Genomic DNA, 22,416 nt, shown 5'->3' with positions numbered 1-22,416 from the left:
TGACCGAAACAGCTTGGCCTGAAAGGTTTTACGACGCGGCGAAGTCGCCGACGGCGGTCATCTTGTTGCCGTCCCACGCGGTGGCGAAGCCGCCCGCGTTATATGCGCAATTCACAATGATGTCGCGGTGTGGAGGACTCTGCATCCACATGTCGAGGGCTTCCTTGGGAGTCGCAGCGGACCCCGTGCCCCAGAAGACGATCTCACCCGAGTACCGGCTTCTGTAGCCCGCAGCGGTGATTCGGGCCTGCGGCGACGAGCCGTCCGAACCGATGTGTCCGCTGACCCCGTTGCGCAGCATGTCATCGGCGTGGCGCTGGGCGGCTTCGGTCAGGCGCGGATCGTCGCTGATCGGCCCGCATCCTGGGCGAAGCTGGTTGATGCCGCTGTACAGCGCGGACCCCGAATCGTCTGCGTGCGCGACGAAACCGGACAGTGTCCAGGGAGACGTGATGAAGGCAGTAAAGATCGCGAAGACGGCGATGATCTCGACTTTCTTGGCCATGATGCCTCTTGTCGCGCGCTCGCTTTGCTGTTTTTGGTATCTAAATGTTACCCATTTTCAACCAAGAACGAATCACGAATCGCAAATCCGTTACGCGGCACCGACATGCTTACCGGCTCGACGGCAAGGGCCTTTCTAGTGGCCGACGTTGTGGGCGAGATCAATGGCGTACTGGCTCACGAAGTTGCCGGCCGGCGGATCACCCTTGCCGCATGTTCCATCGGACTCACCGGGACGCTTGATCCACAGGTACGCGTCGGCGTGCGCACCCGCCGTGCTGGCGGTCGGCGGAGTGCCCAGCGCCCGGCCGCTCGGGTTGCACCAGTTGAGGTCGGAGTCGGGAGCAGGTCCGGCACCGTTGCGCGACGTGTCGATCACATAATGCGAACCATTGGTGAGCCCCGAAATCGCCTCGCCGTAACCGATTTCGTCCTCGGTGGTGAAGAAGTTCGCGGTGTTGATGCTGAAGCCCCGGGCGTGGCCGACGCCGGCCTGGTTGAGCCGGGCGGCCATGTCGTCGGCGCTGTGCCAGCGCAGGTGACCCGCGTCGACGTACACCGCCGCGTTCGGATCCTTGGTCAGCGTGTCGACGGCGTAGCGGATCAGGTCGAAGCGTTCCTGGCGCGCATCACCCGACAGGCAGTCGGCCATCGCGAGCGCATCGGGTTCGACCACGATTGCCACCCGAGAAGCGCCCACACCGGATGCGATGCCGTCGATCCACGAGCGGTAGTCGTCGGCCGAGCCCATACCGCCGGCGGCGAAGCTGCCGCAGTCGCGATGCGGGATGCCATAAATCGCCAGAATCGGGATGGCGCCAGCCCCATTCGCGTCGCCGACATACTTCCCGACCGTTGCCGCCGACCCGCCCGGGACGATCCAGTAGGCCTGGGGCGTGTTGGCGATGGCGGTCAGCTCGGGGCTCGGCGGATCGGCGCTCTGCGCGGCGCGCATGGCCGCCGACGTCGGGTTGACGTAGAACGGCGCTCCGGCCAACGGGTCGCCGTCGGCGACCAGACGCACCGCGGGAGCGGGACGGACCTGTACCGGGTCGTCGATAAGACCCATGCCGGCCACGGCTGCAACCGTGAGAAAGGGGACGATCCACCGCGCGGCTGCACCTGCAGCTGAGAAGTTCACCTGAGGAAAATTAGTGGCTCGGAAGCATCGAGCGCCAATCGGCGCCGGCCGAGCCGCGCGTCCCCTCGGTTAATCGAGGACGGCTACGGCCATTCGGGTTGCGTCGAACCGTGGCCGCCAGGAGTTCCGGCGAGAAGGCCGGCCGCGAAGGCCGCGCCCTTGTCGATCACCGCGGCGTTGGTCGAATACGTGTCGTGCGCGGCGAAATTCATCCCGTCGGAGCAGATCGGGTCCTCGGCGGCGCACACCTGGAGGGTCTTGGCCTGATAGAGCGGGCCGATGGCAACCGGCGGCTCACCGAAGAAGTTCATCGCCTTTTCGTTGGGCAGGGCGAAGAGGACGACAGAGGAGACGTGGTTGGCGACTTCCGGATCCAGCGGTTTTGGCACGCTCGCAGGATCGATCCCATTCGGTACGACGGGCGAGGTGACGAAGCCCATCACCGCCGCCCCTTGGGAGTAACCGCCGAGCACCATCTTGGTGTTGGGACAGTTCTGCGCCATCGACAGGACGTGTGCGCCCGCGTCTCTGACGCCGGCCTCGCCCGCGTTCGTCCAGTCATGAGTGGCGGGGTAATCGACCGGATAGACGTCGAAGGACTTCGCGCCGATGCGCGGGTGCAGGGAGTCGACGAATGCCTGCCCGGTCGGGCCCAGGCCGGGCGGATCGTCGGTGCCCCGAGCGAACACGACCTGCACGTCCGGGCACGGAGCGGCGGTGGCGGCGGGGATGGCGGTCGCGAGGACCGAAGCGGCGACGCCTGACGCCGCGGCTACCGCAGCAGCAAGCAGACGAGAGCTGTGACGTGCAATCATGCCGCTGTGTGCCCAGAATCGTGATTTTTAAACCGTGGCTTCGGCCGCGGACCGACGTGGACACCGTCGCGACCAGGCAACGGCACGCAGGATGCGCTTTCGGAACGATGGGCCGGTTTCCAGCAAATCTGGAAACCGCTTACGTCCGTGCAGTCTTGGCGGTGGCGGAGGGATTTGAACCCTCGGACGGTTTTAGCCGTCACACGCTTTCGAGGCGTGCTCCTTAGGCCGCTCGGACACGCCACCGCCGAGCAGCTTACCGAACGGCATGCCCCTCACCCCAATCGCTGGCGAGCGAAGAAGGCCTCCAGTGGCGCAGCGCACTCCTGGGCCAGCACGCCGCCGCGCACTTCTGGGCGGTGGTTGAGCCGCCGATCGCGGACCACGTCCCACAACGACCCGACCGCTCCGGTCTTGGGCTCCCAGGCGCCGAACACCAGCCGGGCGATGCGCGACAGCACCAGAGCACCGGCGCACATGGTGCACGGTTCGACGGTGACCGCCAGCGTGGCGCCTTCCAGCCGCCACCCGTTCCCGAGGACCTCGGCCGCCGCGCGCAGCGCGATGATTTCCGCGTGGGCCGTCGGGTCTCCCCACGCCTCGCGGGCATTGACCGCGCGGGCCAGCTCGGTTCCGTCGGCGCCGACCACCACCGCACCGATGGGCACGTCGCGGGGACCCGCCCTCGCGGCAACCGACAGTGCGGTACGGATCAGGTCTTCGTCAGTGATCACCGACCGAGGCGGTCGATCACCGCCGACAGCTCATCGGCGAAGCCCATCTCGCGGGCGATGCGGCCCAACTGCTCGTCGGCGTATAGGTCGGTCTCGTCGACGATCACCCCGAGGACCGCCTCGGGCAGCCCGACGTCGGACAGCAGCCCTAAGTCGCCCTCTTCGAAGGGATCCGAATCCTCGAGATCCTCGGGATCGATGTCGGCGTCCAGCTTGTCGAGCACTTCGGCGGCGATGTCGTAATCCAGGGCCGCGGTGGCATCCGAGAGCAACAATCGCGTCCCCGACGGCGCCGGACGGACGATGACGAAGAATTCGTCGTCCACATCCAGCAGGCCGAAGACCGCGCCGGAACTGCGCAGTTCACGCAGCTCGGTCTCGGCGGCCACCAGGCTCAACAGCGATTTACGGGCCATCGGGGCGCAGCGCCACTGCCCCTCTTCACGCACCACCGCGACGCCGAAACCGTCCGGCGTGTCCGCGGACAGGCCCTGGGCAGAGGCCCGTTGTGCTCCCATGGCCGCTTACGGTAGTCCCTGACCAGGCCGCTGACCAGATGGCTGCTGGTAGCCGCGAGATCTGGCGGCGCCGTTCCCGGCCGGATGTGCCAACCTTGGAATGTGGCAAGCCCTCCTTCAAAGACGCCGGTGTGTGTGCTCGGGCTCGGGCTGATCGGCGGCTCGATAATGCGAGCCGCCACCGCGGCCGGCCGTGAGGTGTTCGGCTATAACCGCTCGGTGGAGGGGGCGCAGGCCGCGACCGCCGACGGCTTTGACGCCACCACCGATCTGACCGCGACGTTGTCTCGCGCCGCCGACTCCGATGCGCTGATCGTGCTGGCCGTGCCGATGCCGGCGATGGCGGGCATGCTCGCCCATATCAAGGAGACGGCCCCGGCGTGTCCGCTGACCGACGTCACCAGCGTCAAGCAGGCGGTCCTCGAGCAGGTCGTGGCGGCGGGTCTGCAGGACCGCTTCGTCGGGGGGCATCCGATGGCGGGCACCGCACACTCGGGTTGGACCGCCGGCTACGCCGGGTTGTTCACGGGGGCCCCGTGGGTGGTCAGCGTCGACGATCACGTGGATGCGGCGGTCTGGTCGACGGTGATGACGTTGGCCCTGGACTGCGGCGCGGTGGTGGTGCCGGCCAGGTCCGACGAACACGACGCTGCCGCGGCGGCGATCTCGCATCTGCCCCACCTGCTCGCCGAGGCGCTGGCCATCGTCGCCGGAGACGTCCCGTTGGCCTTCGCGCTGGCCGCCGGCTCCTTCCGCGACGGGACCCGCGTGGCCGCCAGCGCCCCGGACCTGGTCCGGGCGATGTGTGAAGGCAACTCCGACCAATTGGTGCCGGCGGCCGATCGCGTCATCGAGCTGCTGAACCGAGCCCGCGAATCGCTGGCTTCCCATAACTCGGTCGCCGACCTCGTCGAGGCCGGCCACGCCGCGCGCACGCGTTACGACAGCTTCCCGCGCGACGACATCTTCCACGTCGTGGTCGGCGCGGAGAACTGGCGTCAGGAACTGGCCGCCGCGGGCCGGGCCGGCGGGGTCGTCAGATCCGCTCTGCCAAGCCTGGATAGTCGACGATGAATCCTTCGTCGTCGACGCTCACCGTCGTGTCGGAGATCGGCGAGCGCAACTTGATCTCGCCCAGACTGCCGGTGCTGCTGTAGCTCACGGTGTCGGCGGTGATGGACATCTCCGGCACGTTGACATAGACCACGGGCAGCGTGACCGAGGCGGCCCGCTCATACAACCCGAGCCGCCGGATGGGCAGCGCGTTGAAGAACGGGCTGAATTCGACATCGACGTCGAGAGCGCCGTTGTAGGCCGCGCGGTGCTCGCCCTGATGATCGGTGACCAGCCACATGTTCTCTTCGTCGCGGGCGAAGGAGAAGACGCGCTCCCGCTCGGCCACGGTGACGGTCATCCCGAGCCGCTTGGTGGCACCGGCTTCATCGGTCAGCAGGTCGTAATAGGCGCCGAACGCCGGATGGGAGCCGGTAGCGGCGGCGATGATGCGGCCATTGGCCTTGATTCTGTTGCCGGACACCTGGAGTCGTACCGATTCCATCCGGGGGTCATCCTGTGCGCGCCAGGTGAGCATCGCCTGCCACACGCGGCGAGACGGATCAGAGGGGGCTGCGTTCACTCATCTACCGTAAGACGTGCCCGCCACCCGCTGCGGAAGTGGCCGGTATCTTCGCCGCAATCGCCCGGTGCCCGGCACCGAAATCCACACCGCCACCGCGAGCAATCCATCAAGCACCAGCGCCAACGCGGCCACCATCAGCGCACCGACCAGAGCGAGATGAAACTCACGTTCTTTGATCCCGTCGATCAGATACCTGCCCAGACCACCGAGGCTGGCATAGGCGGCCACGGTCGCGGTGGCGACCACTTGCAGCGTCGCGTTGCGCAGCCCGCCGAGGATCAACGGCAACGCGTTGGGCACCTCGGCGCGTAGCAGCACCTGCGCCTCGGTCATGCCCATCGCGCGGGCGGCATCGACGATCGTCGGCTCGACATTGGCGATCCCCGCGTAGGTGCCGGCCAACAACGCCGGCACACCCAGCAGCATCAACGCCACCAACGACGGACCCAGGCCCAGCCCGAACATCAGCGTTCCGAACAGCAGCACGCCCAGCGTGGGCAGCGAGCGCAGGCCGTTGACGGCGCCCACCACCAGCAGGGTGCCGCGCCCGGTGTGCCCGATGATCAGGCCGACGGGGATCGCGATCAGCGCCGACGCGCCCACCGCCAGGGCGGTGTACTCGAGGTGTTCCAAAATGCGGGCCGCGAGCCCGACCGGGCCGGTCCAGTTGTCGACGGTGAACAGATAGGAGATCGCGCTCTCGATGAAGTTCACCGCGCACCTCCCACCACCGGTGCGACGACCGAGCGGCGGCCGGCGCTGCGCGTGGCGTGTGCCCACGGTGTGGCCAGCCGGCCGGCCAACACGATGAGCACGTCGATGACGACCGCCAGCAGGAACAGCGCGATGATGCCGGCCAGGATCTGGTCGCTTTTGTTGGTCTGATAGCCCTGGGTGAACCAGCTGCCCAGCCCGCCGATGCCGATGACCGAGCCGACCGAGACCATCGCGATGTTGGTGACCACCACCACCCGCAGCCCCGCGACGAGCACCGGGACAGAAAGCGGCAGTTCGACTTTCAGCATCCGCCTGATCGGCGGGTAGCCGACCGCGGTGGCGGCGTCGCGCACCTGGGTGGGCACCGCGTCCAGCGCCTCGAGCACCGCCCGCACCAGCAGCGCGGCGGTGTAGGCCGTCAACGCCACCATCACGTTGGCCTCGTCGAGGATGCGGGTCCCGATGAGCATCGGCAACACCACGAACAGCGCCAGCGACGGAATGGTGAACACGACGCTGGCCGCCGCCGTCGTGAGCCGACGCGGGATCCGGGTGCGCTGGACCAGCATGCCCAGCGGCAGCGCGATCGCCAGCCCGATCAGCACCGGCACCAACGCCAGGCGCAGGTGCACGACGGTCAGCCCCCGGGCGTCGTCGAGGTGGGTGAGCAGATAGTGCATCGGCTAACTCCCCCGGGGTTCGTCCGAACCCAGCCGTCGCGAGTTGACCGCGGCCAGCACGTCGGCGGCCAGCACGCCGCCGATCACCCTGCCGCCGTCGTCGACGGCGACACCGATGCCCGACGGCGACGACAGCGCCGCGTCCAGCGCCTGGCTCAGATTGCCCCGCGGCCGAAACAGCGCTCCGACCCCGCTCATGCTGTCGGGCAATGACACACCGTCGCGGTGCCGTCGCAGCCCCTCGCCGTCGATCCAGCCGAGCGGAACTCCGGCGTCGTCGACGACCACCGCCCAGCGGTCGGAAAGCGTTGTCGCGGAAAGCTGGTCGGCCGTGATCCGTTCGACGTCGTGCAGCGGCAGCCCGGCCGCATCGAGGAGTTGCAGCCATCGGTAGCCGCGACCCAGGCCGATGAACCGCGACACGAAGTCGTTGGCCGGCCGCGACAGCAGCCGGGCCGGCTCGTCGTACTGCTGCAGCGAACCACCCTTGAACACCGCGACTCGTTCACCGAGCCGCAGCGCCTCATCGATGTCGTGGGTGACGAAGACGATCGTCTTGTGCAATTCGCCCTGCAGGCGCAGTATTTCGTTCTGCAGATCGTGGCGGACCACCGGGTCGACGGCGGAGAACGGCTCATCCATCAACAGAATCGGCGGGTCGGCGGCCAGCGCACGTGCCACGCCGACCCGCTGTTGCTCGCCACCGGAGAGCTGTGCGGGGTAGCGGGTCGCGAGCTTGGCGTCCAACCCGACCCGTTCGAGCACCGCGTACGCTTCTTTGCGCGCGGCCCGGCGCGACTGGCCCCGTAAGACGGGAACCGTTGCCACATTGTCGATTACGCGTTGGTGGGGCATGAGGCCGGCGTGCTGGATGACGTACCCGATGCCGAGGCGCAGCTTCACCGGGTCGCGGGTGGAGACGTCGACGCCGTCGATGGTGATGGTGCCCGAGGTGGGCTCGATCATCCGGTTGATCATGCGCAGCGCCGTGGTCTTGCCGCTGCCGGAGGACCCGACGAACACGGTCAGCTTGCCGGTGGGGACGCTCAGGCTGAGCTGGTTCACGGCGGTGGTTCCGTCGGCGAAGACCTTGCTGACGTTGTCGAAGATGATCAAGTCATCCCCCGATCGGATGGTCGAAGCCGTTGTCGCGCACCCAGTTTCGTGCCGCCTGGTCGGGATCGATGCCCGAATTCCCCGACACCGCGGCGTTGAGTCCGGCGACGCCGGACGTGGTCAGCTTCGCCGAGACCGCATCCAGCACCTCTTTGAGCCGCGGCGACCTCTTCTGCGAATTGAGCAGCGGCACAATGTTTCCGGCCACGAAATTATGTTCGGGGTCGTCGAGGACCACCAAGTGGTTCTGCGGGATGGCCGGCGACGTGGTGAAGATGTTGGCGGCGTTCACCCTGCCCTCGACCAATGCTCGCACGGTGACCGCGCCGCCCCCGTCGTCGATGGCGACGAAGTTTCCCGGCTTGATCTCGAGTCCGTACTTCTCCCGCAGCCCGGGCAGCCCCGCCGGACGGGTGGAGAACGCCGAGGGCGCCCCGAATCGCACGTCGGCCGAATGGACGGCCAGATCGGCGATTGTCTTCAGGTTCCAGGAATTCGCCGTTTGTCCCGTAACGCTGACCGTGTCGGTGTCCGTGGCCGGGGCGGGCGTCAGAATCGAGAGGTCACTGGGTAGGCGCTGATCCAGCTCCCGCCCGACGGCATCCAGCGTGGTGGCGTCGGACTGCGGCGAAATGTAGAGCAACAGATTGCCGATGTACTCCGGCACCAGATCGATGGAATGGTCTTTGAGTGCAGGAATATACGTCTCCCGGCTGCCGATGCCCATCCGCTTGCCCACTTCGAAACCATTGGCCTGCAAGGCTTGTGCATAGATCTCGGCGATGATCTGCGATTCCGGAAAATCGGCGGAACCAATGACAATGGAGTTGGGGCTTCGCACCTGCGCCCCCAACGGATCGGAATTGCTGCACGCCGCAACGACGGACATCGCCATCACCAGTACCACCGCGCGCGTGATCGCGCCCCGCACGTGCGGCAGTGCCGTCATACCGCCGACCCTAACGCCGGAACCGCGCAAACGCTGGCCCGTAAGGTTCGGTTGTCCGAATCGGTTTCAATCGGCGTCCGATAGGGCAAAGATGGCAGTATGAGCAGCCACACCCCTGCCTCGCCCGGGCAGCCGCCCCCCAAGCCCGATCCCGCCGCCAAGACCGGCGCACCAGCAAAGGAACCGGCCATCGGGTTCACCCGCGCCGGCGCCCTGTGGTCGTCGCTGATCGCCGGCTTCGTGATCCTGATCCTGTTGCTGATTTTCATCACCCAGAACACGACACCAGCTGAGTTTCAGTTCTTGGGTTGGCACTGGAGCCAGCCCAAGGGAGTTGCGATCCTGCTGGCGGCCGTGGTCGGGGGGCTGATCACGGTTGCGGTCGGCACCGCACGCATCTTGCAGCTGCGCCGCGCGGCCAAACGGCAGCACGCGGCCGCCTCGCGCTAGCCGGGCAGCTTCGCGAGTTCGGCCAGACCGCGGGAAATCAGCGGCGCCACGACCTCCGGTGTGTGCTCGGACGGGTCGCCACTGCCGCGGGCCTGATCCGACATCCGCCGGCGGAAGTCGATGCCCGCGGCGATGATGGCGAGCTTGAAGTAGGCCAGCGCCATGTAGAACTCCCAATGCGCCAGCGGTGTACCGGCCACCAGCGAATAGCGGTCCGCCAGTTCGTCGGCCGTCGGCAACAACGGTGACGTCCACGCGGCCTGCGCATTGACGATCAAATCCAGCGCGGGGTCGCGGTACACACACATCAGGGCCGCGTCGGACAGCGGATCCCCCAGGGTGGACAGCTCCCAGTCGACGACCGCACGAACCTTGGTCGGATCGTCGGCGTCCAGAATCGTGTTATCGATCCGGTAGTCGCCGTGCACGATCGAGGTGCGGCTCTGCTGCGGAATCGCCTCGCCCAGACCGGAATGCAGCCGTTCCACATCGGCATCGCGCCGATCTTCGGGCAACCGCACCAGTGACCATTGCGAGCCCCATCGCCGCACCTGACGCTCCAGATAGCCGCTGGGCTTGCCGAAATCGGCCAGGCCGACGGCGTTGGGGTCGACGGTGTGGAGGTCGACGAGGACGCGGATCAACGAGTCGACGCAGCCGCCGATGACCGTGTGGCTGAACGACTCGAGTTGAGCGCGGCGGCGCACCACCTGTCCGGCGACGAATTCGACGATCTGGAAGGGCGCGCCCAGCACCGAGTCGTCCTCGCAGAGCCCGATTGTGCGCGCCACCGGAACGGGCGTGTCCTGCAGCGCCGCGACGACGCGGTACTCGCGGGCCATGTCGTGCGCCGACGGGGTCAATCCGTGCAGCGGCGGACGCCGCACCAGCCAACTGGTGCTGTCGTCGTAGACACGGAACGTCAGGTTCGAGCGGCCACCGGAAATGAAGTCGGCGCGCAACTCTCCGTCGCGCCCGATCCCGAGCGAACGCAGGTAGGAGTCCAGCGAGGCCAGGTCGAGCCCCTCGAGTTGGTCAGCTGAAGTCACCGAACTTGTCTACCATCGCCGGGCTCGACGCGCGGCACCACCTGCGATTTGCCGGTCCCCCGCTCAGGCCTTGCCACGGCTCGCGTCGTCGTCGAGCAGCCTCTGGTTTCGCGGCAACAGGTCCCAGACGTGTTCGGTGGTGTTGACCGCCGCCACCGTCGCCTGCCCGGACCGGGAGAACAACAGCCGAGTGACCGAGGCGTAGTCGACCGGAAAGGAGAGCAGCCGGGCGGTGCCGAGGATTTCGTGCAGCAGGACGTTGATGACCCCGCCATGGCTGAACACCGCGACCGTGTCGTCGGGGTCGCCGGTGGCCACCAGGTCGTCGACCGCGTTGCGCACCCGGGCACGAAAAGCGTCCTCGTCAACCGCGCTGGGCAGATGCCCCTGAGCCAGGCGCGCCCACTCTTCGGGCATCTCCGCCCGGATCTGCTCGACGGGGATGTACACGGGAAGGTCGCGGTCGTACTCGGCGAAGCGATCGTCGATCTCGACGGTCAGGCCGCGATCCGCCGCGACCGGTTCGGCGGTCTGGATGGCGCGGCGCTGCGGGCTGCTCACCACCCGCGCGATGGGAAACCTGGCGAGCGCCTTGGGGAGTCGCTCGATCTGGGCCAACCCTTCCTCCGACAGGTCCGGATCGGAACCTTGTCCGTGTTCGCTGCGCAGCGGCAGCGCGTGCCGGACCAGAAGCACTTGCATGTTTCTTCCTGTCTTGTCGAAAGGTTGTGCCGGTCCGAAGTCTCTCATCGCCCCTTGCCCGTCGTTCAGGGCGTGCACAATGACATCGCTGCACCAACTTCATGCCCCCAATGCCGAGGAGGACGGATGAGTGAACCGGACAGGGATTGGGACGCCGCCTACCGACAAGCCGCCCCGCCTCCCTGGAGCATCGGGCGGCCCCAACCGGAGCTGGCGCTGCTCATCGATCAGGGCAAGATCCGCAGCGAGGTGCTGGACTCCGGTTGCGGCCACGCGGCTTTGTCGCTGACCCTCGCCGCGCTCGGCTACACCGTGGTCGGCCTGGACGCCAGTGCGACCGCGATCGCCGCGGCCACCGCCGCCGCCACCGAGCAGGGCCTGACGACGGCGACGTTCGCCCAGGCCGACGTGACCAGCTTCGGCGGCTATGACGGTCGCTTCTCCACGATTCTGGACAGCGGGCTGTTTCACGCGCTGCCGCCCGACCGGCGCCAGGACTACGTGCAGTCCATCTTTCGGGCCGCCGCGCCGGGCGCCGCGCTGTACATCCTGGCCTTCGCCGCCGGCGCACTGGACGACGCCCATTCGGACCGGCCGGGCCCGCCCGGGTTCACCGAAACCGAACTGCACGACGCCGTCGCGACACTGTGGCGGGTCGACGACGTTCGCGCGGCCAAGGTGTACGGCACGGACGACGCGGCCGGCTCGCCGGACAATCCACTGGCGCACCTGGACCACGACGACGACGGCCACTTCATGGCGCCCGGGTTCCTGCTGAGCGCGCACAAACCGGGCTGACAGCCGCACTTGCCTCTAGCACGGAGAATGCTATTCTCCGCACAGAGATCGGGGTGTGCAGAGAGGGTGGGCGAGTGACTGGTGAATCGGGGCTCGACGCGGGCGTCCTCGCTCGCTGGCTGGATGCGAACGACGCACCGGGCGGTGGCGAAGAGGCGCGGCTGACGCAGCTGAAGGGCGGGTCGCAGAACACCCTGTACCTGATCGAGCGCGGTGGCCGGCGGATGGTGCTGCGGATGCCCGGCGCCCGGGCCGACGCCGCCCGCATCGACGGGCTGCTCCGGGAGATCCGCCTCGTGCGCGCGCTGTCGGGCACCGATGTCCCGCACGCGGCGCTGATCGCAGCCGACGACACCGGCGAAGTGCTCGGGATGCCGTTCTACGTCATGCAGGCGATCGACGGGTGGAGCCCGATGGACGGCGGCTGGCAATCGCCGTTCGACACCGACCTCGAGGCCCGGCGCGGCCTGGCCTTCCAATTGGTCGACGGCGCGGCCAAGCTGGGCCGAGTGGATTGGCGCGAGCAAGGACTCGAAGGCTTCGGCCGCCCGGACGGATTCCACGAGCGGCAGGTCGATCGCTGGCTGGCGTTCCTCGACGCCTACAAGGTCCGCGAGCTGCCGGGTCTGGACGTCGCCTCCGACTGGTTGCGCCGCAACCGTCCGGCGCATTACCGCGCGGGCATCATGCACGGCGACTATCAGTTCGCCAACGTGATGTTCGCGCACGGCGCCCCCGCGCGCCTGGCCGCGATCATGGACTGGGAGATGACCACGGTGGGCGATCCGCTGCTCGACCTGGCGTGGTGCCTGCTGGGCTACGACGGCGAAAAGCCGCGCGAGGACGGATTTTATCTCGACATGCGCGGCATGCCGACACGCAGCGAGCTGTTGGAGCATTACGAATCCGTCAGCGGATTGTCGACCGAGAACATCGACTACTACCTGGTGCTGGCCAACTGGAAGCTGGGCATCGTGCTGGAGAAAACGTACGCGGCCGGGGTGCGGACCGGCAAAGTCGACCCGAAGATCACCGACGCGTTCGGCCCGATGATTCTCCAGCTCATCGCCACGGCGGCCGAACTCGCCCGATCTAACTAGGGATCCTGAAATGGGTTATGCCGACGAGCTTTTCGATCTCACCGACCGCGTCATCCTGATCACCGGTGGTAGCCGCGGCCTGGGGCGCGAGATGGCATTCGGCGCGGCCCGCTGCGGTGCCGACGTGGTGATCGCGAGCCGCAACATGGACAACTGCGTCTCCACCGCCAAGGAGATCGAGGCCGAGACGGGCCGGTCGGCCCTGCCGTATCAGGTGCACGTGGGGCGCTGGGATCAGCTCGACGGCCTGGTCGAGGCGGCCTACGAGCGGTTCGGCAAGGTCGACACGCTGATCAACAACGCGGGCATGTCCCCGCTGTACGACAAGCTGACCGATGTGACCGAGAAGCTGTTCGACGCCGTGGTCAACCTCAACCTCAAGGGCCCATTCCGCTTGTCGGCGTTGGTGGGTGAGCGCATGGTGGCGGCCGGCCGGGGCTCGATCATCAACGTGAGCACGGCCGGCTCGCTGCGGCCGACGCCCGACATCATCCCCTACGCCGCGTCAAAGGCCGGGCTCAACGCCATGACCGAGGCGCTGGCGAAGGCGTTCGGTCCGGCGGTGCGGGTCAATACGCTGATGGCCGGGCCGTTTCTCACCGACGTGAGCAAGGCCTGGAATCTCGGGGCGGCCGAACAGAATCCGTTCAAGCACCTTTCGTTGCAGCGCGCGGGCGACCCGCGCGAAATCGTCGGCGCGGCACTGTTCCTGGCGTCCGACGCGTCCAGCTTCACCACCGGCTCGATCCTGCGGGCCGACGGCGGAATCCCCTGAAAGGAGTGTTCGAATGTCCTGGGATTTTTCTACCGAGCCGGAGTTCGAGGAGAAGCTCGAGTGGATCCGCGGCTTCGTTCGCGACGAGGTGGAACCGCTCGAGGTGCTGTTTCCCGGCTGCGAGTTTCTGCCGCTGAACGACGAGCGGCGCCGCATTGTCGACCCGCTCAAGCAGCAGGTGCGCGACAAGGGTTTGTGGGCACCGCATCTGGGGCCGGAACTGGGCGGGCAGGGATTCGGTGCGGTCAAGCTGACGCTGATCAACGAGATCCTGGGCCGGAGCCCATGGGCGCCGATCGTGTTCGGAACGCAAGCGCCTGACACCGGCAACGCCGAGATCATCGCCCGCTTCGGAACCCAGGAACAGAAGGACCGCTACCTGGCCGGCCTGCTGTCCGGGGAGATCTTCTCGTGCTTCTCGATGACCGAGCCGCAGGGCGGCGCGGATCCGAGGGTCTTCACCACCCGCGCCGTCCGCGACGGCGACGACTGGGTGATCACCGGGCGAAAGTACTTCTCCTCCAACGCCTCCGTCGCCTCGTTCTTCATCGTCGTCGCGATCACCGATCCCGACGTGCCGGTGCACACCGGTGCGTCGACGTTTCTGATCCCCGCCGGCACCGAGGGGCTGGTCCTGGAAGCCAATCACCACCTGGTCGGGGCCGACCCGCACGAGCCGGGCCATTCGCTGGTGCATTACAACGACGTGCGCGTGCCCGCCGACGCGCTGCTCGGCAAACCCGGGCAGGGCTTTTTGATCTTGCAGACCCGGCTGGCCGGCGGGCGCCTGCATCACGCGATGCGCTCCATCGGGATGGCGCAACGCGCCGTCGAGATCATGTCCCGCCGGGCGAAAAGCCGCTTCACCCAAGGTAGTCTGCTGGCCGACAAGCAACTGGTCCAGGAGTTCGTCGCCGACTCGTACACCGAGCTGATCCCGTTCCGGCTGACCGTGCTGCACGCCGCGTGGTTGATCGACAACGGCGACGAGCGCGCCGCACGCGCCGAGATCGCGGCCTGCAAGATCCTGGCATCGCAGGTGCTCAAATCGATTGCCCTGCGGGCCATTCAGGTGCACGGGGCGCTGGGGCTGACCGACCAGCTGCCCCTGGTCAACGTCCTGCTGGGCGGCATCGCGCTGGGCCTGGCCGACGGGCCGACCGAGGCGCACAAGGTCAACCTGGCCCGGATGCTGCTCAAGGGTTACGAGGCCGAGGAGGGCGACTGGCCCAGCGAGATGCTCGACGTGCGGCGCGCGGCCGCGCGCGCCAAATACGGTGAGCTCGTTGAGCTCTAACCGCGTGACCGCCGCGGTCGAGCGGGCACTGGATGATCGCCAGCGGGAGGCCACCGAGGAGGTGGAACGCATCCTGGCCGCCGCGGTGCGGGTCATGGAACGCGTCGCACCCGAACCGCCGCGGGTCAGCGACATCGTCGCCGAGGCGGGTTCGTCGAACAAGGCGTTCTACCGCTACTTCGCCGGTAAGGACGATCTGATCCTCGCCGTCATGGAACGCGGCGTGGGCATCGTGGTGTCCTACCTCGAGCATCAGATGGCCAAGGAATCCGAGCCGCGTGACAAGGTCGCGCGGTGGATCGAGGGCACGCTGGCCCAGGTGGCCGACCCGCACCTGATCAGCATGACCCGCGCGGCGGCCGGCCAGATGTCGGCCGGTACCAGCTGGCGCGCGGCCGACCAGGAGATGATGCGGCCGCTTCGCGAGCTCCTCGTCGAACCCGTTGCGGCGCTGGGCAGTAGCGACGTCGACCGCGACGTCCAGGCGGTGTTCAGCTGCACCGCCGCAACCATGCGCCGCTATGTCGGCTCGGCCGACCGGCCGGGCCCCGACGACATCGCACACGTGGTGCGGTTCTGTTTACGTGGTCTGGAGGCCGGTTGATGCGCGCGGTGATCTGTCGTTCCTACGGCGCTCCCGAGGACCTGGTGATCGACGATGTGCCCGATCCCGTTGCGGCTCCGGGCCAGTTGCTGGTGCGGGTCCGCGCGGCCGCGGTCAACTTCCCCGACGTCCTGTTCATCGCGGGCAAGTACCAGGTCAAGATTCCGCCGCCGTTCATCCCCGGTAACGAGATCGCCGGGGAGGTCATCGCCGCCGGTGACGGTGCGCCGTTCCGTCCCGGACAACGGGTTTCCGGAACCACATTCGGGGCGTTCGCCGAGCAAGCGCTGCTCGACGCGAGTCAGGCCGAGCTCGTGCCCGACGATGCCGACTTCGCCTCGGCCGCTGCCTTCGGCGTCACTTACCGCACCGCTTATCACGCGCTGCGCTCGACCGCCGCTGTCACACAAGGAGATTGGGTGGTCGTGCTCGGCGCCGCGGGCGGCGTGGGGCTGGCCGCGGTCGACCTGGCCGTCGCAATGGGCGCCCGGGTGCTGGCCGCGGCGTCGAGCCCGGAGAAGCTGGAGCTGTGCCGGCAGCGCGGCGCCGAGGCGACCGTGGACTATGACCGCGAGGACCTCAAGACGCGGATCCGTGAGCTCACCGGCGACAGCGCCCGCGTGGTACTGGACCCGGTGGGCGGATCGTATTCGGAGCCGGCGCTGCGCGGGCTCGCGCGTGGCGGCACCTTCGTCACGCTGGGCTACGCCGCCGGCACCATCCCGGCGATTCCGCTGAATCTCATTCTGCTCAAAGACATCTGTGTGCGCGGTATGGAGATCCGCACATTCATGACCGACCGGCCCGACGACGCCGTGCGCGACCTCAAGGAGTTGGCGCAGATGTTCGCCGCCGGCACGGTGCGGCCCCACATCGGCGCGCGATTCCCGCTGTCGGAGACGGCAGCGGCCTTGCGGCATGTGGCCGATCGCAAGGTGCTGGGCAAGGTGGTGATCGACGTCGCGTGACGCGGTGTCACGGCGTGACGATGTTGAAGTTCGGGTCCGGCCCGTCGAGCGCTCCTACCAACGTCTGCAGCGCGCCCTGATCGCCGGTCAGCTCCAGGCCGGGTGAGGTGAAATCACCCGCCGCCACGGCCAGCAGCCGAACCTTGTTGGCCAGCCGCACCGTAACCGTCGCCGTCGAGGGATCCGCCGGCACCTTGCGCTGCACCAGCACACCGTTGCGCAAGGCGAGTCGATAGTTGACCGCCGCGTCGACAAGGGTGACGTCGATGGTGAGGTCAAGATCCCAGCTGCGCGGCCCGTTGACCCGGATGGCCAGGCTGTCGAAGATCTGCTCCGGCGTCAGTTGGGCGAGCATGGTGGGGGAAGTGACCTGGCCGGCGGTGCCGAAATTGCCGTCCCGCAGCTCGGTAGCCCCGCTGAGGAAGAAGTTGCGCCAGGTCGCGTTCTCGGCGCCGTAGGCCAGCTGCTCGAACGTGTCGGCGTAGAGCGCACGGGCACCGGCGTGATCGCTGTCCGTGAACATTACATGGTCTAAAAGAGTTGCGGCCCAACGGTAATCACCGGAGTCGAACGCTTCCTTGGCGAGGTCGACGACCCGGTCGATGCCGCCCATCGCCGCGACATAGCGGGGCGCGAGGGCCTCGGGAGGATGGGGCCACAGCCGGGCCGGGTTGCCGTCGAACCAGCCCATGTAGCGCTGGTAGATGGCCTTGACGTTGTGGCTGACCGACCCGTAGTAACCGCGCGTGTGCCATGCCTGGTCGAGAGCCGGTGGCATCTGGAACATTTCGGCTATTTCGACACCGGTGTAGCCCTGGTTGAGCAATCGCAGCGTCTGGTCGTGCAGGTACGCGTACAGGTCGCGCTGCAGCGACAGGAACGCGACGATGTTGTCCCGTCCCCAGGTCGGCCAATGGTGGGAGGCGAACACGACGTCCGCGCGGTCGGCGAACGTGTCAATGGCCTCGGTGAGGTAACCGGACCAGGCGCGCGGGTCGCGCACCAGCGCGCCGCGCAGGGTCAGCAGGTTATGCAAGTTGTGGGTGGCGTTCTCGGCCATGCACAGGGCGCGGAAACGCGGGAAATAGAAATGCATTTCGGCGGGCGCCTCCGTGCCGGGCGCCATCTGGAACTCGATCTCCACGCCGTCGATCGTGTGTTTTTCGCCGGTTTCCCGGATGTCGACGGTCGGCACGATGAGGGCCACCTCGCCGGTGGACGTGGCCTGTCCTAGCCCACAGCCCACATGATCCAAGGGTCCGTGGGCCAGCTGGGTGCCGTACATGTAGGTTGCGCGGCGCAGCATCGCCGGTCCGGCGTAGACGTTCTCCTGCACCGCGTGCTCGATGAAGCCCTCCGGCGCCAGGACGGCCACCGCACCGCCATCCACGTCCGCCTGCGAGGTGACGCCCAATACGCCGCCGAAATGGTCGACGTGGCTGTGCGTGTAGATCACCGCGACGACGGGGCGCTCGCCACCTCTGTGGGTGCGATACAAGGCCAGTGCCGCCGCGGCCACCTCGGTGGACACCAGGGGATCGATGACGATGATGCCGTTGTCGGATTCCACGAACGTGACGTTGGAGATGTCAAATCCGCGGACCTGATAGATGCCCGGAACCACTTCGTAGAGGCCCTGTTTGGCGGCGAGCGTCGACTGCCGCCAGAGGCTGGGATGCACCGACGTCGAGGCGGGACCGCCCAGGAACGAGTAGGCATCGTTGTCCCAGACCACCCGCCCGTCGGCTGCCTTGATCACGCATGGCGACTCCGCGGCGACGAATCCCCGGTCGGCGTCGGCAAAATCCGTTTCATCATGAAACGGCAGGACTTGGTCGCGATGGGCCGACTCGATGACGGCGCTGGGAGGCTTGTGATCCACCCTGACAACCATGCCATTAACGCGCCGAATGCCAAGGCGGTTCGGACGGCTTTTCGTCGTCTAATTAATGAACACAGCAACAATTTCTTCGGGCTCTGGATCGCGGCCCAGTTAACCCGCATACTGCCCAGACGGCCCTCAATGCCGAGGGCCGCAACTATTGGGCAAAGGAGAACAGGTGAAGCGTCAACTGACGGTCGCGGTCGCCGGTGCGGCAATTCTTGCCGCGGGCATTTCCGGCTGTTCGAGTAATAACAAGTCGGCCACAGGCAGTTCCTCGAGTAGTTCTGGCAGCAGCGCGTCGGTGAATTCCGGTGCATCCGGCGGTACGAAGGTCAGCATCGATGGCAAAGACCAGAACGTCACCGGCTCGGTCGTCTGCACGAACGCGGGCGGCACCGTCAACATCGCGATCGGTGGCGCGGCGACCGGCATCGCCGCCGTGCTCAGCGACGGCAGCCCGCCGCAGGTGAAATCGGTTGGGCTGGGCAATGTCAACGGCGTGACCCTGGGCTACACCTCCGGTACCGGCCAGGGCAATGCCTCCGCCAGCAAGGACGGCAACACCTACAAGATCAGCGGCACCGCCACCGGGGTGGACATGGCCAACCCGATGCAGCCGGTCAACAAACCCTTCGAAATCAACGTGACCTGCAATACCTAGTCAGGTCAGGCGCCCTGGGCGCCTTGGGAGTTCGGCGCGGGCGGTTGCCATCCGTTGGGTGGCAACCGCACCGTGAACTCGGTCCGACCCGGCGCGCTGTCCACCGCGATAGTTCCGTTGTGCGCCTTGACAACCGCGGAGACGATCGCCAGTCCCAGCCCGGTGCTGCCGCCCTTGCGGGAACGCGACGTGTCGCCGCGGGCGAACCGTTCGAAAACCTCGGATTGCAACGCCGCCGGGATGCCCGGCCCGTCGTCGATGACCTGCAGCACGGTGTGCGACGGCTCGGCGCTCAACCGCGTCGTCACGACGGTGCCCGGCGAGGTGTGGACCCGGGCATTGGCAAGCAGATTGGCCAGCACCTGGTGTAGCCGCGCCGCGTCCCCGGTGACCACCACCGGCTCTTCCGGCAGGTCGAGTTCCCATTGATGATCGGGCCCGGCGACGTGGGCGTCGTTCACCGCGTCCACCGCCAACCGCGACAGATCCACCGGTTCGCGTTCCAGCGGCCGGCCGGAGTCTAGCCGGGCCAGCAGCAGCAGGTCCTCGACCAGGCGCGTCATCCGCTCGGTCTCGGAGGCCACCCGGCTCATCGCCTGCGCCACCGCCTCGCGGTCGTCGCCCATCCGTTGTGTCAGTTCGGTGTAGCCGCGGATCGCGGCCAAGGGCGTGCGCAGCTCGTGGCTGGCGTCGGCGACGAATTGGCGAACCCGCGTCTCGCTGGCCTGCCGCGCCGACAGGGCGGCCGCGATGTGGTCCAGCATCTGGTTGAGGGCGGCGCCCAGTTGCCCCACCTCGGTGGAGGGGTTCGCGTCGGATTCGCGCACCCGCACCGGGAGTTCGACCTCGCCGCGCGCCAAGGGCAAGCCGGCCACCTCGCTCGCGGTCTGCGCGACGCGGCGCAGCGGCGCCAGCGCCCGCCTGATGATGATCACCCCGGCCGTGGTCGCGGCGACCAGCGCGATGACGGTGACGATCCCGAAGATGACCAGCATCCGCATCAGGGTGGCGTCGATGTTGGCCATCGACAGGCCGGTGACGATGACCTCGCCGCCGTTGCGGCTCGGGGCCGCGACCACCCGGTAGCGGCCCAGCCCGTCGAGGTTCAGGGTTACCGGCTTGCGGCTGCCGGCGATCCCGGACAGCTGCTGCTGGGCGGCCGGGGTCAGCTCGGCCCGGTCGCCGCTGCTCGTCGTGTAGCCGGCGTCCACCGTGTTTCCGTGGCTGACGATCGCCGCCACCATGCCCGCCGGCTGGCCCGGGGCGTCCAGGAATCGCGGGCCGGGGCCCGGCCTCGGATAGACGTGTTGATGCCGCCGGCCCGAGTGCGGCGGCTCGGGATACATGAGCGACGAGCGGTAGGAGGTGCCGGCGAGCTGCCCGTCGAGCTGCGCCACCAGGTGGTGCAGCAGCGCCAATTCGGTCGCCGCCGTGATCCCGACGCAGACGATCGCCAACACGACGATCTGACCGACCAGCAGCCGCAGCCGAAGGGACCAGGCCCTTCCCGTGTCAGCGGGCCGGCTTGAGGACATAACCCGCGCCGCGCAACGTGTGGATCATCGGTTCCCGGCCGTTGTCGATCTTCTTGCGCAGGTAGGAAATGTAGAGCTCGACGATGTTGGATCGGCCGCCGAAGTCGTAACTCCATACCCGGTCCAGGATCTGGGCTTTGCTCAGCACCCGCTTGGAGTTGCGCATCATGAATCGCAACAGCTCAAACTCAGTGGAGGTCAACGAGATTGGTTCACCCGCCCGGGTGACCTCATGGCTGTCCTCGTCGAGCACCAAGTCGCCGACCACCAATTGCGCGCCGCTGTCCACGGTCGTCACACCGGTGCGGCGCAACAGCGCACGCAGGCGCAGCACGACCTCTTCGATGCTGAACGGTTTGGTGACATAGTCGTCGCCGCCCGCCGTCAGTCCGGCGATGCGGTCTTCCACGGCGTCCTTGGCGGTCAGCAGCAGCACGGGCAGTTGCGGGTTCTCTTCGCGAAGTTTGTGCAAGACGTCGAGGCCGCTCATGTCGGGCAGCATCACGTCCAGAACAACCACATCGGGCCGCTGCGAGCGGGCGTTCGCGATGGCCGATGCCCCGTCACCGGCGGTGGAGATGTTCCAGCCCTCATACCGCAGCGCCATCGACACCATGTCGGCCAGGACCGATTCGTCGTCTACGACCAAAACGTTGATGGGGTTGCCGTCTGCACGACACATAACAACCCGCTCTACTGAGGCTCGGGGCTGCGTCACAAGGTCCAGTATCCGCCGCGGACTGAGGCAACGCTATGCCGAACCTATGCGTACCCTGTGAAACGAATCGCGCGACTGCTGAGCAGCCGCGCGATTCGATCTCCCGTCGAAGTTGTTAGTACCAATAGCGGCGGCCGGCGACGGGGCGACCGATCGAGCCCAGAATCCACAGGATCGCGCCGATGACCAACAGCACGATGCCGATAGTGGTCAGGATTGGCACGTGGAAGAAATAACCGAGAATAAGCAGGACAATTCCTAAGATAACCATGTCGATTCCTTTGAGTGAGCGGTTAGAGGTTGATTGATTGCATTGAACTTGGTTGCGGCAGATGGCAATCCGTGACTTTTGGATTGACACCGAAGTAATTCAAGGGGCCAGCGATCACGGTCACCGCAACCGTGCCCGCCGAGGCGCAAGATGTGTTGTCGTTTTTGAAGTAATCGCGCTGCCACGCCGCGAAGACCCCGATCAGCAACCACACCAAAGCAACCGTTCCGATGATCCCGCTGCCACGCATCGTGACCTCCAATATGGGTCGAGAAGAAGTTTTCTCGTGGACCTGAAGTTACCCGTTCGACTTATGTCTAAACATGCAATGGGTTATGCGGCAGTGCTTGTCGGCGCAGTTTGTGGTGCTAGAAGTGGTCGGCGAGCCAGGTGGCGGCCCTCTTCTTCGACGCCCGGGACAACCAGGCGTCCTGAATCAGCTCAGCTAATTCGGTTCTGCTGATTTCCGCCAGCCGACTGGCCCGCACCAGCACCGAAGGGTGCCCGTCGAAATGCTCCGTGGTGAAAAACGGCGACGTGGGATCGGAGATTAACGCCAACTTGTCGCTCTCCGACTCCACCCAGAGCATGATCACGTCCGCATAGCGTTCGCCGGTGTCCGGATCGGTCGCGTCGGGCCGGGGTGTGCGGAAGAAGACGAACGACTTGCCACCGACCTGGTAGATGGCGTTGCCCTTGGGACCCTCCAGGCGCTGAACGTGCGGCATCGCGGCGGCGATCTCATGCACGTCGTCGAGCCGGGCGCGGCGAGCAGGCATGTCCGCGAGCG

26 protein-coding genes, 1 tRNA gene and 1 pseudogene are annotated in these 22,416 nt (G+C 67.0%); 9 read left to right on the top strand and 19 right to left on the bottom strand.

The window, feature by feature from the left end:
• Window positions 1-28: 28 nt before the first annotated feature.
• From A5732_RS15000 to A5732_RS14975, 6 genes are all read right to left on the bottom strand, one after another.
• A complete protein-coding gene (locus A5732_RS15000; protein ID WP_171975031.1) occupies window positions 29-505 on the bottom strand; it encodes a CAP domain-containing protein in 477 nt (158 codons plus the stop codon).
• 135 nt (window positions 506-640) lie between these two features.
• The gene (locus A5732_RS14995) at window positions 641-1,645 is read right to left on the bottom strand and encodes a glycoside hydrolase family 6 protein (RefSeq protein WP_076102632.1); all 1,005 of its coding nucleotides are present in this window, start codon (window positions 1,643-1,645) and stop codon (window positions 641-643) included.
• Window positions 1,646-1,728: 83 nt separating this feature from the next.
• Window positions 1,729-2,460, bottom strand: a complete 732-nt coding sequence (locus A5732_RS14990; protein WP_076055752.1) for a cutinase family protein — start codon at window positions 2,458-2,460, stop codon at window positions 1,729-1,731.
• Window positions 2,461-2,616: 156 nt separating this feature from the next.
• Window positions 2,617-2,706: transfer RNA gene (locus A5732_RS14985), tRNA-Ser, on the bottom strand.
• A 29-nt stretch (window positions 2,707-2,735) separates the two neighbouring features.
• Entirely contained in the window at window positions 2,736-3,194 is a 459-nt protein-coding gene (locus A5732_RS14980) for a nucleoside deaminase (RefSeq protein WP_076102631.1), read from the bottom strand.
• Window positions 3,191-3,712 carry a tRNA adenosine deaminase-associated protein gene (locus A5732_RS14975; protein ID WP_065055352.1) on the bottom strand — a complete coding sequence of 174 codons (522 nt, stop codon included), beginning with the start codon at window positions 3,710-3,712 and terminating at the stop codon, window positions 3,191-3,193. The genes A5732_RS14980 and A5732_RS14975 overlap by 4 nt, the downstream gene beginning before the upstream one ends.
• Window positions 3,713-3,841: 129 nt before the next feature.
• On the opposite strand from A5732_RS14975, the gene A5732_RS14970 reads away from it, so the two are divergent.
• Window positions 3,842-4,786 carry a prephenate dehydrogenase gene (locus A5732_RS14970; RefSeq protein ID WP_076106519.1) on the top strand — a complete coding sequence of 315 codons (945 nt, stop codon included), beginning with the start codon at window positions 3,842-3,844 and terminating at the stop codon, window positions 4,784-4,786.
• On the opposite strand, the gene A5732_RS14965 is transcribed toward A5732_RS14970, so the two are convergent.
• The 5 genes and pseudogenes from A5732_RS14965 to A5732_RS14945 all read right to left on the bottom strand — a co-directional run bounded on the left by A5732_RS14965 (window position 4,749) and on the right by A5732_RS14945 (window position 8,759).
• Window positions 4,749-5,348, bottom strand: coding sequence for a putative glycolipid-binding domain-containing protein (locus tag A5732_RS14965; RefSeq protein WP_076055746.1), 600 nt, complete (start codon window positions 5,346-5,348; stop codon window positions 4,749-4,751). The two genes, A5732_RS14970 and A5732_RS14965, sit on opposite strands and share 38 nt — an antisense overlap.
• Window positions 5,349-5,352: 4 nt before the next feature.
• Window positions 5,353-6,065: pseudogene (locus tag A5732_RS14960) on the bottom strand (ABC transporter permease).
• Window positions 6,062-6,748, bottom strand: coding sequence for an ABC transporter permease (locus tag A5732_RS14955; RefSeq protein WP_064953909.1), 687 nt, complete (start codon window positions 6,746-6,748; stop codon window positions 6,062-6,064). Before A5732_RS14955 ends, A5732_RS14960 begins: the two are co-directional and overlap by 4 nt.
• A 3-nt stretch (window positions 6,749-6,751) precedes the next feature.
• Complete coding sequence (locus A5732_RS14950; protein WP_076055740.1) at window positions 6,752-7,864, bottom strand: ABC transporter ATP-binding protein; 1,113 nt, start codon at window positions 7,862-7,864, stop codon at window positions 6,752-6,754.
• Between the two features lies 1 nt (window position 7,865).
• Window positions 7,866-8,759, bottom strand: a complete 894-nt coding sequence (locus A5732_RS14945; RefSeq protein ID WP_371915800.1) for an ABC transporter substrate-binding protein — start codon at window positions 8,757-8,759, stop codon at window positions 7,866-7,868.
• 153 nt (window positions 8,760-8,912) lie between these two features.
• On the opposite strand from A5732_RS14945, the gene A5732_RS14940 reads away from it, so the two are divergent.
• Window positions 8,913-9,263: a LapA family protein gene (locus A5732_RS14940; RefSeq protein ID WP_064953911.1), complete on the top strand. Its 351-nt coding sequence runs from the start codon at window positions 8,913-8,915 to the stop codon at window positions 9,261-9,263.
• On the opposite strand, the gene A5732_RS14935 is transcribed toward A5732_RS14940, so the two are convergent.
• A complete protein-coding gene (locus tag A5732_RS14935; RefSeq protein ID WP_076055736.1) occupies window positions 9,260-10,312 on the bottom strand; it encodes a phosphotransferase family protein in 1,053 nt (350 codons plus the stop codon). The genes A5732_RS14940 and A5732_RS14935 overlap by 4 nt on opposite strands.
• Before the next feature lie 63 nt (window positions 10,313-10,375).
• Complete coding sequence (locus tag A5732_RS14930; RefSeq protein WP_064953913.1) at window positions 10,376-11,014, bottom strand: histidine phosphatase family protein; 639 nt, start codon at window positions 11,012-11,014, stop codon at window positions 10,376-10,378.
• Window positions 11,015-11,140: 126 nt separating this feature from the next.
• Here A5732_RS14930 and A5732_RS14925 point away from each other — a divergent pair, with 126 nt between their 5' ends.
• The 6 genes from A5732_RS14925 to A5732_RS14900 are packed head-to-tail and all read left to right on the top strand — an operon-like array spanning window position 11,141 to window position 16,556.
• Window positions 11,141-11,812 carry a class I SAM-dependent methyltransferase gene (locus A5732_RS14925; RefSeq protein ID WP_076102629.1) on the top strand — a complete coding sequence of 224 codons (672 nt, stop codon included), beginning with the start codon at window positions 11,141-11,143 and terminating at the stop codon, window positions 11,810-11,812.
• A gap of 53 nt (window positions 11,813-11,865) precedes the next feature.
• Window positions 11,866-12,912 carry a phosphotransferase family protein gene (locus A5732_RS14920; protein ID WP_076102628.1) on the top strand — a complete coding sequence of 349 codons (1,047 nt, stop codon included), beginning with the start codon at window positions 11,866-11,868 and terminating at the stop codon, window positions 12,910-12,912.
• Between the two features lie 10 nt (window positions 12,913-12,922).
• Window positions 12,923-13,687: an SDR family NAD(P)-dependent oxidoreductase gene (locus A5732_RS14915; protein WP_076055730.1), complete on the top strand. Its 765-nt coding sequence runs from the start codon at window positions 12,923-12,925 to the stop codon at window positions 13,685-13,687.
• 13 nt (window positions 13,688-13,700) lie between these two features.
• Entirely contained in the window at window positions 13,701-14,984 is a 1,284-nt protein-coding gene (locus tag A5732_RS14910; protein WP_076055728.1) for an acyl-CoA dehydrogenase family protein, read from the top strand.
• Entirely contained in the window at window positions 14,965-15,588 is a 624-nt protein-coding gene (locus A5732_RS14905; protein ID WP_076055726.1) for a TetR/AcrR family transcriptional regulator, read from the top strand. Before A5732_RS14910 ends, A5732_RS14905 begins: the two co-directional genes overlap by 20 nt.
• A complete protein-coding gene (locus A5732_RS14900; RefSeq protein WP_076055724.1) occupies window positions 15,588-16,556 on the top strand; it encodes an NADPH:quinone oxidoreductase family protein in 969 nt (322 codons plus the stop codon). The genes A5732_RS14905 and A5732_RS14900 overlap by 1 nt, the downstream gene beginning before the upstream one ends.
• A gap of 7 nt (window positions 16,557-16,563) precedes the next feature.
• On the opposite strand, the gene A5732_RS14895 is transcribed toward A5732_RS14900, so the two are convergent.
• On the bottom strand, window positions 16,564-18,450 hold the full coding sequence (locus tag A5732_RS14895; RefSeq protein WP_076102627.1) for an alkyl/aryl-sulfatase: 1,887 nt from the start codon (window positions 18,448-18,450) through the stop codon (window positions 16,564-16,566).
• 166 nt (window positions 18,451-18,616) lie between these two features.
• Here A5732_RS14895 and A5732_RS14890 point away from each other — a divergent pair, with 166 nt between their 5' ends.
• Window positions 18,617-19,102 carry a lipoprotein LpqH gene (locus A5732_RS14890; protein ID WP_076055721.1) on the top strand — a complete coding sequence of 162 codons (486 nt, stop codon included), beginning with the start codon at window positions 18,617-18,619 and terminating at the stop codon, window positions 19,100-19,102.
• A 5-nt stretch (window positions 19,103-19,107) separates the two neighbouring features.
• Here A5732_RS14890 and A5732_RS14885 read toward each other — a convergent pair whose 3' ends face one another.
• The 5 genes from A5732_RS14885 to A5732_RS14870 all read right to left on the bottom strand — a co-directional run bounded on the left by A5732_RS14885 (window position 19,108) and on the right by A5732_RS14870 (window position 22,405).
• On the bottom strand, window positions 19,108-20,637 hold the full coding sequence (locus A5732_RS14885; RefSeq protein WP_076055719.1) for a sensor histidine kinase: 1,530 nt from the start codon (window positions 20,635-20,637) through the stop codon (window positions 19,108-19,110).
• Complete coding sequence (locus tag A5732_RS14880) at window positions 20,615-21,319, bottom strand: response regulator transcription factor (protein WP_064953923.1); 705 nt, start codon at window positions 21,317-21,319, stop codon at window positions 20,615-20,617. The genes A5732_RS14885 and A5732_RS14880 overlap by 23 nt, the downstream gene beginning before the upstream one ends.
• A gap of 151 nt (window positions 21,320-21,470) precedes the next feature.
• Complete coding sequence (locus A5732_RS27070) at window positions 21,471-21,626, bottom strand: DUF6131 family protein (RefSeq protein ID WP_139334768.1); 156 nt, start codon at window positions 21,624-21,626, stop codon at window positions 21,471-21,473.
• A 22-nt stretch (window positions 21,627-21,648) separates the two neighbouring features.
• Window positions 21,649-21,888, bottom strand: a complete 240-nt coding sequence (locus tag A5732_RS14875) for a hypothetical protein (RefSeq protein WP_064880197.1) — start codon at window positions 21,886-21,888, stop codon at window positions 21,649-21,651.
• Between the two features lie 106 nt (window positions 21,889-21,994).
• Complete coding sequence (locus A5732_RS14870) at window positions 21,995-22,405, bottom strand: MmcQ/YjbR family DNA-binding protein (protein ID WP_076102626.1); 411 nt, start codon at window positions 22,403-22,405, stop codon at window positions 21,995-21,997.
• Window positions 22,406-22,416: the final 11 nt, after the last annotated feature.

This window comes from Mycobacterium colombiense (assembly GCF_001953985.1).
In the GTDB taxonomy this organism is placed as follows: domain Bacteria; phylum Actinomycetota; class Actinomycetes; order Mycobacteriales; family Mycobacteriaceae; genus Mycobacterium; species Mycobacterium colombiense_B.
This window is presented reverse-complemented; position numbering and strand designations above follow the sequence as displayed.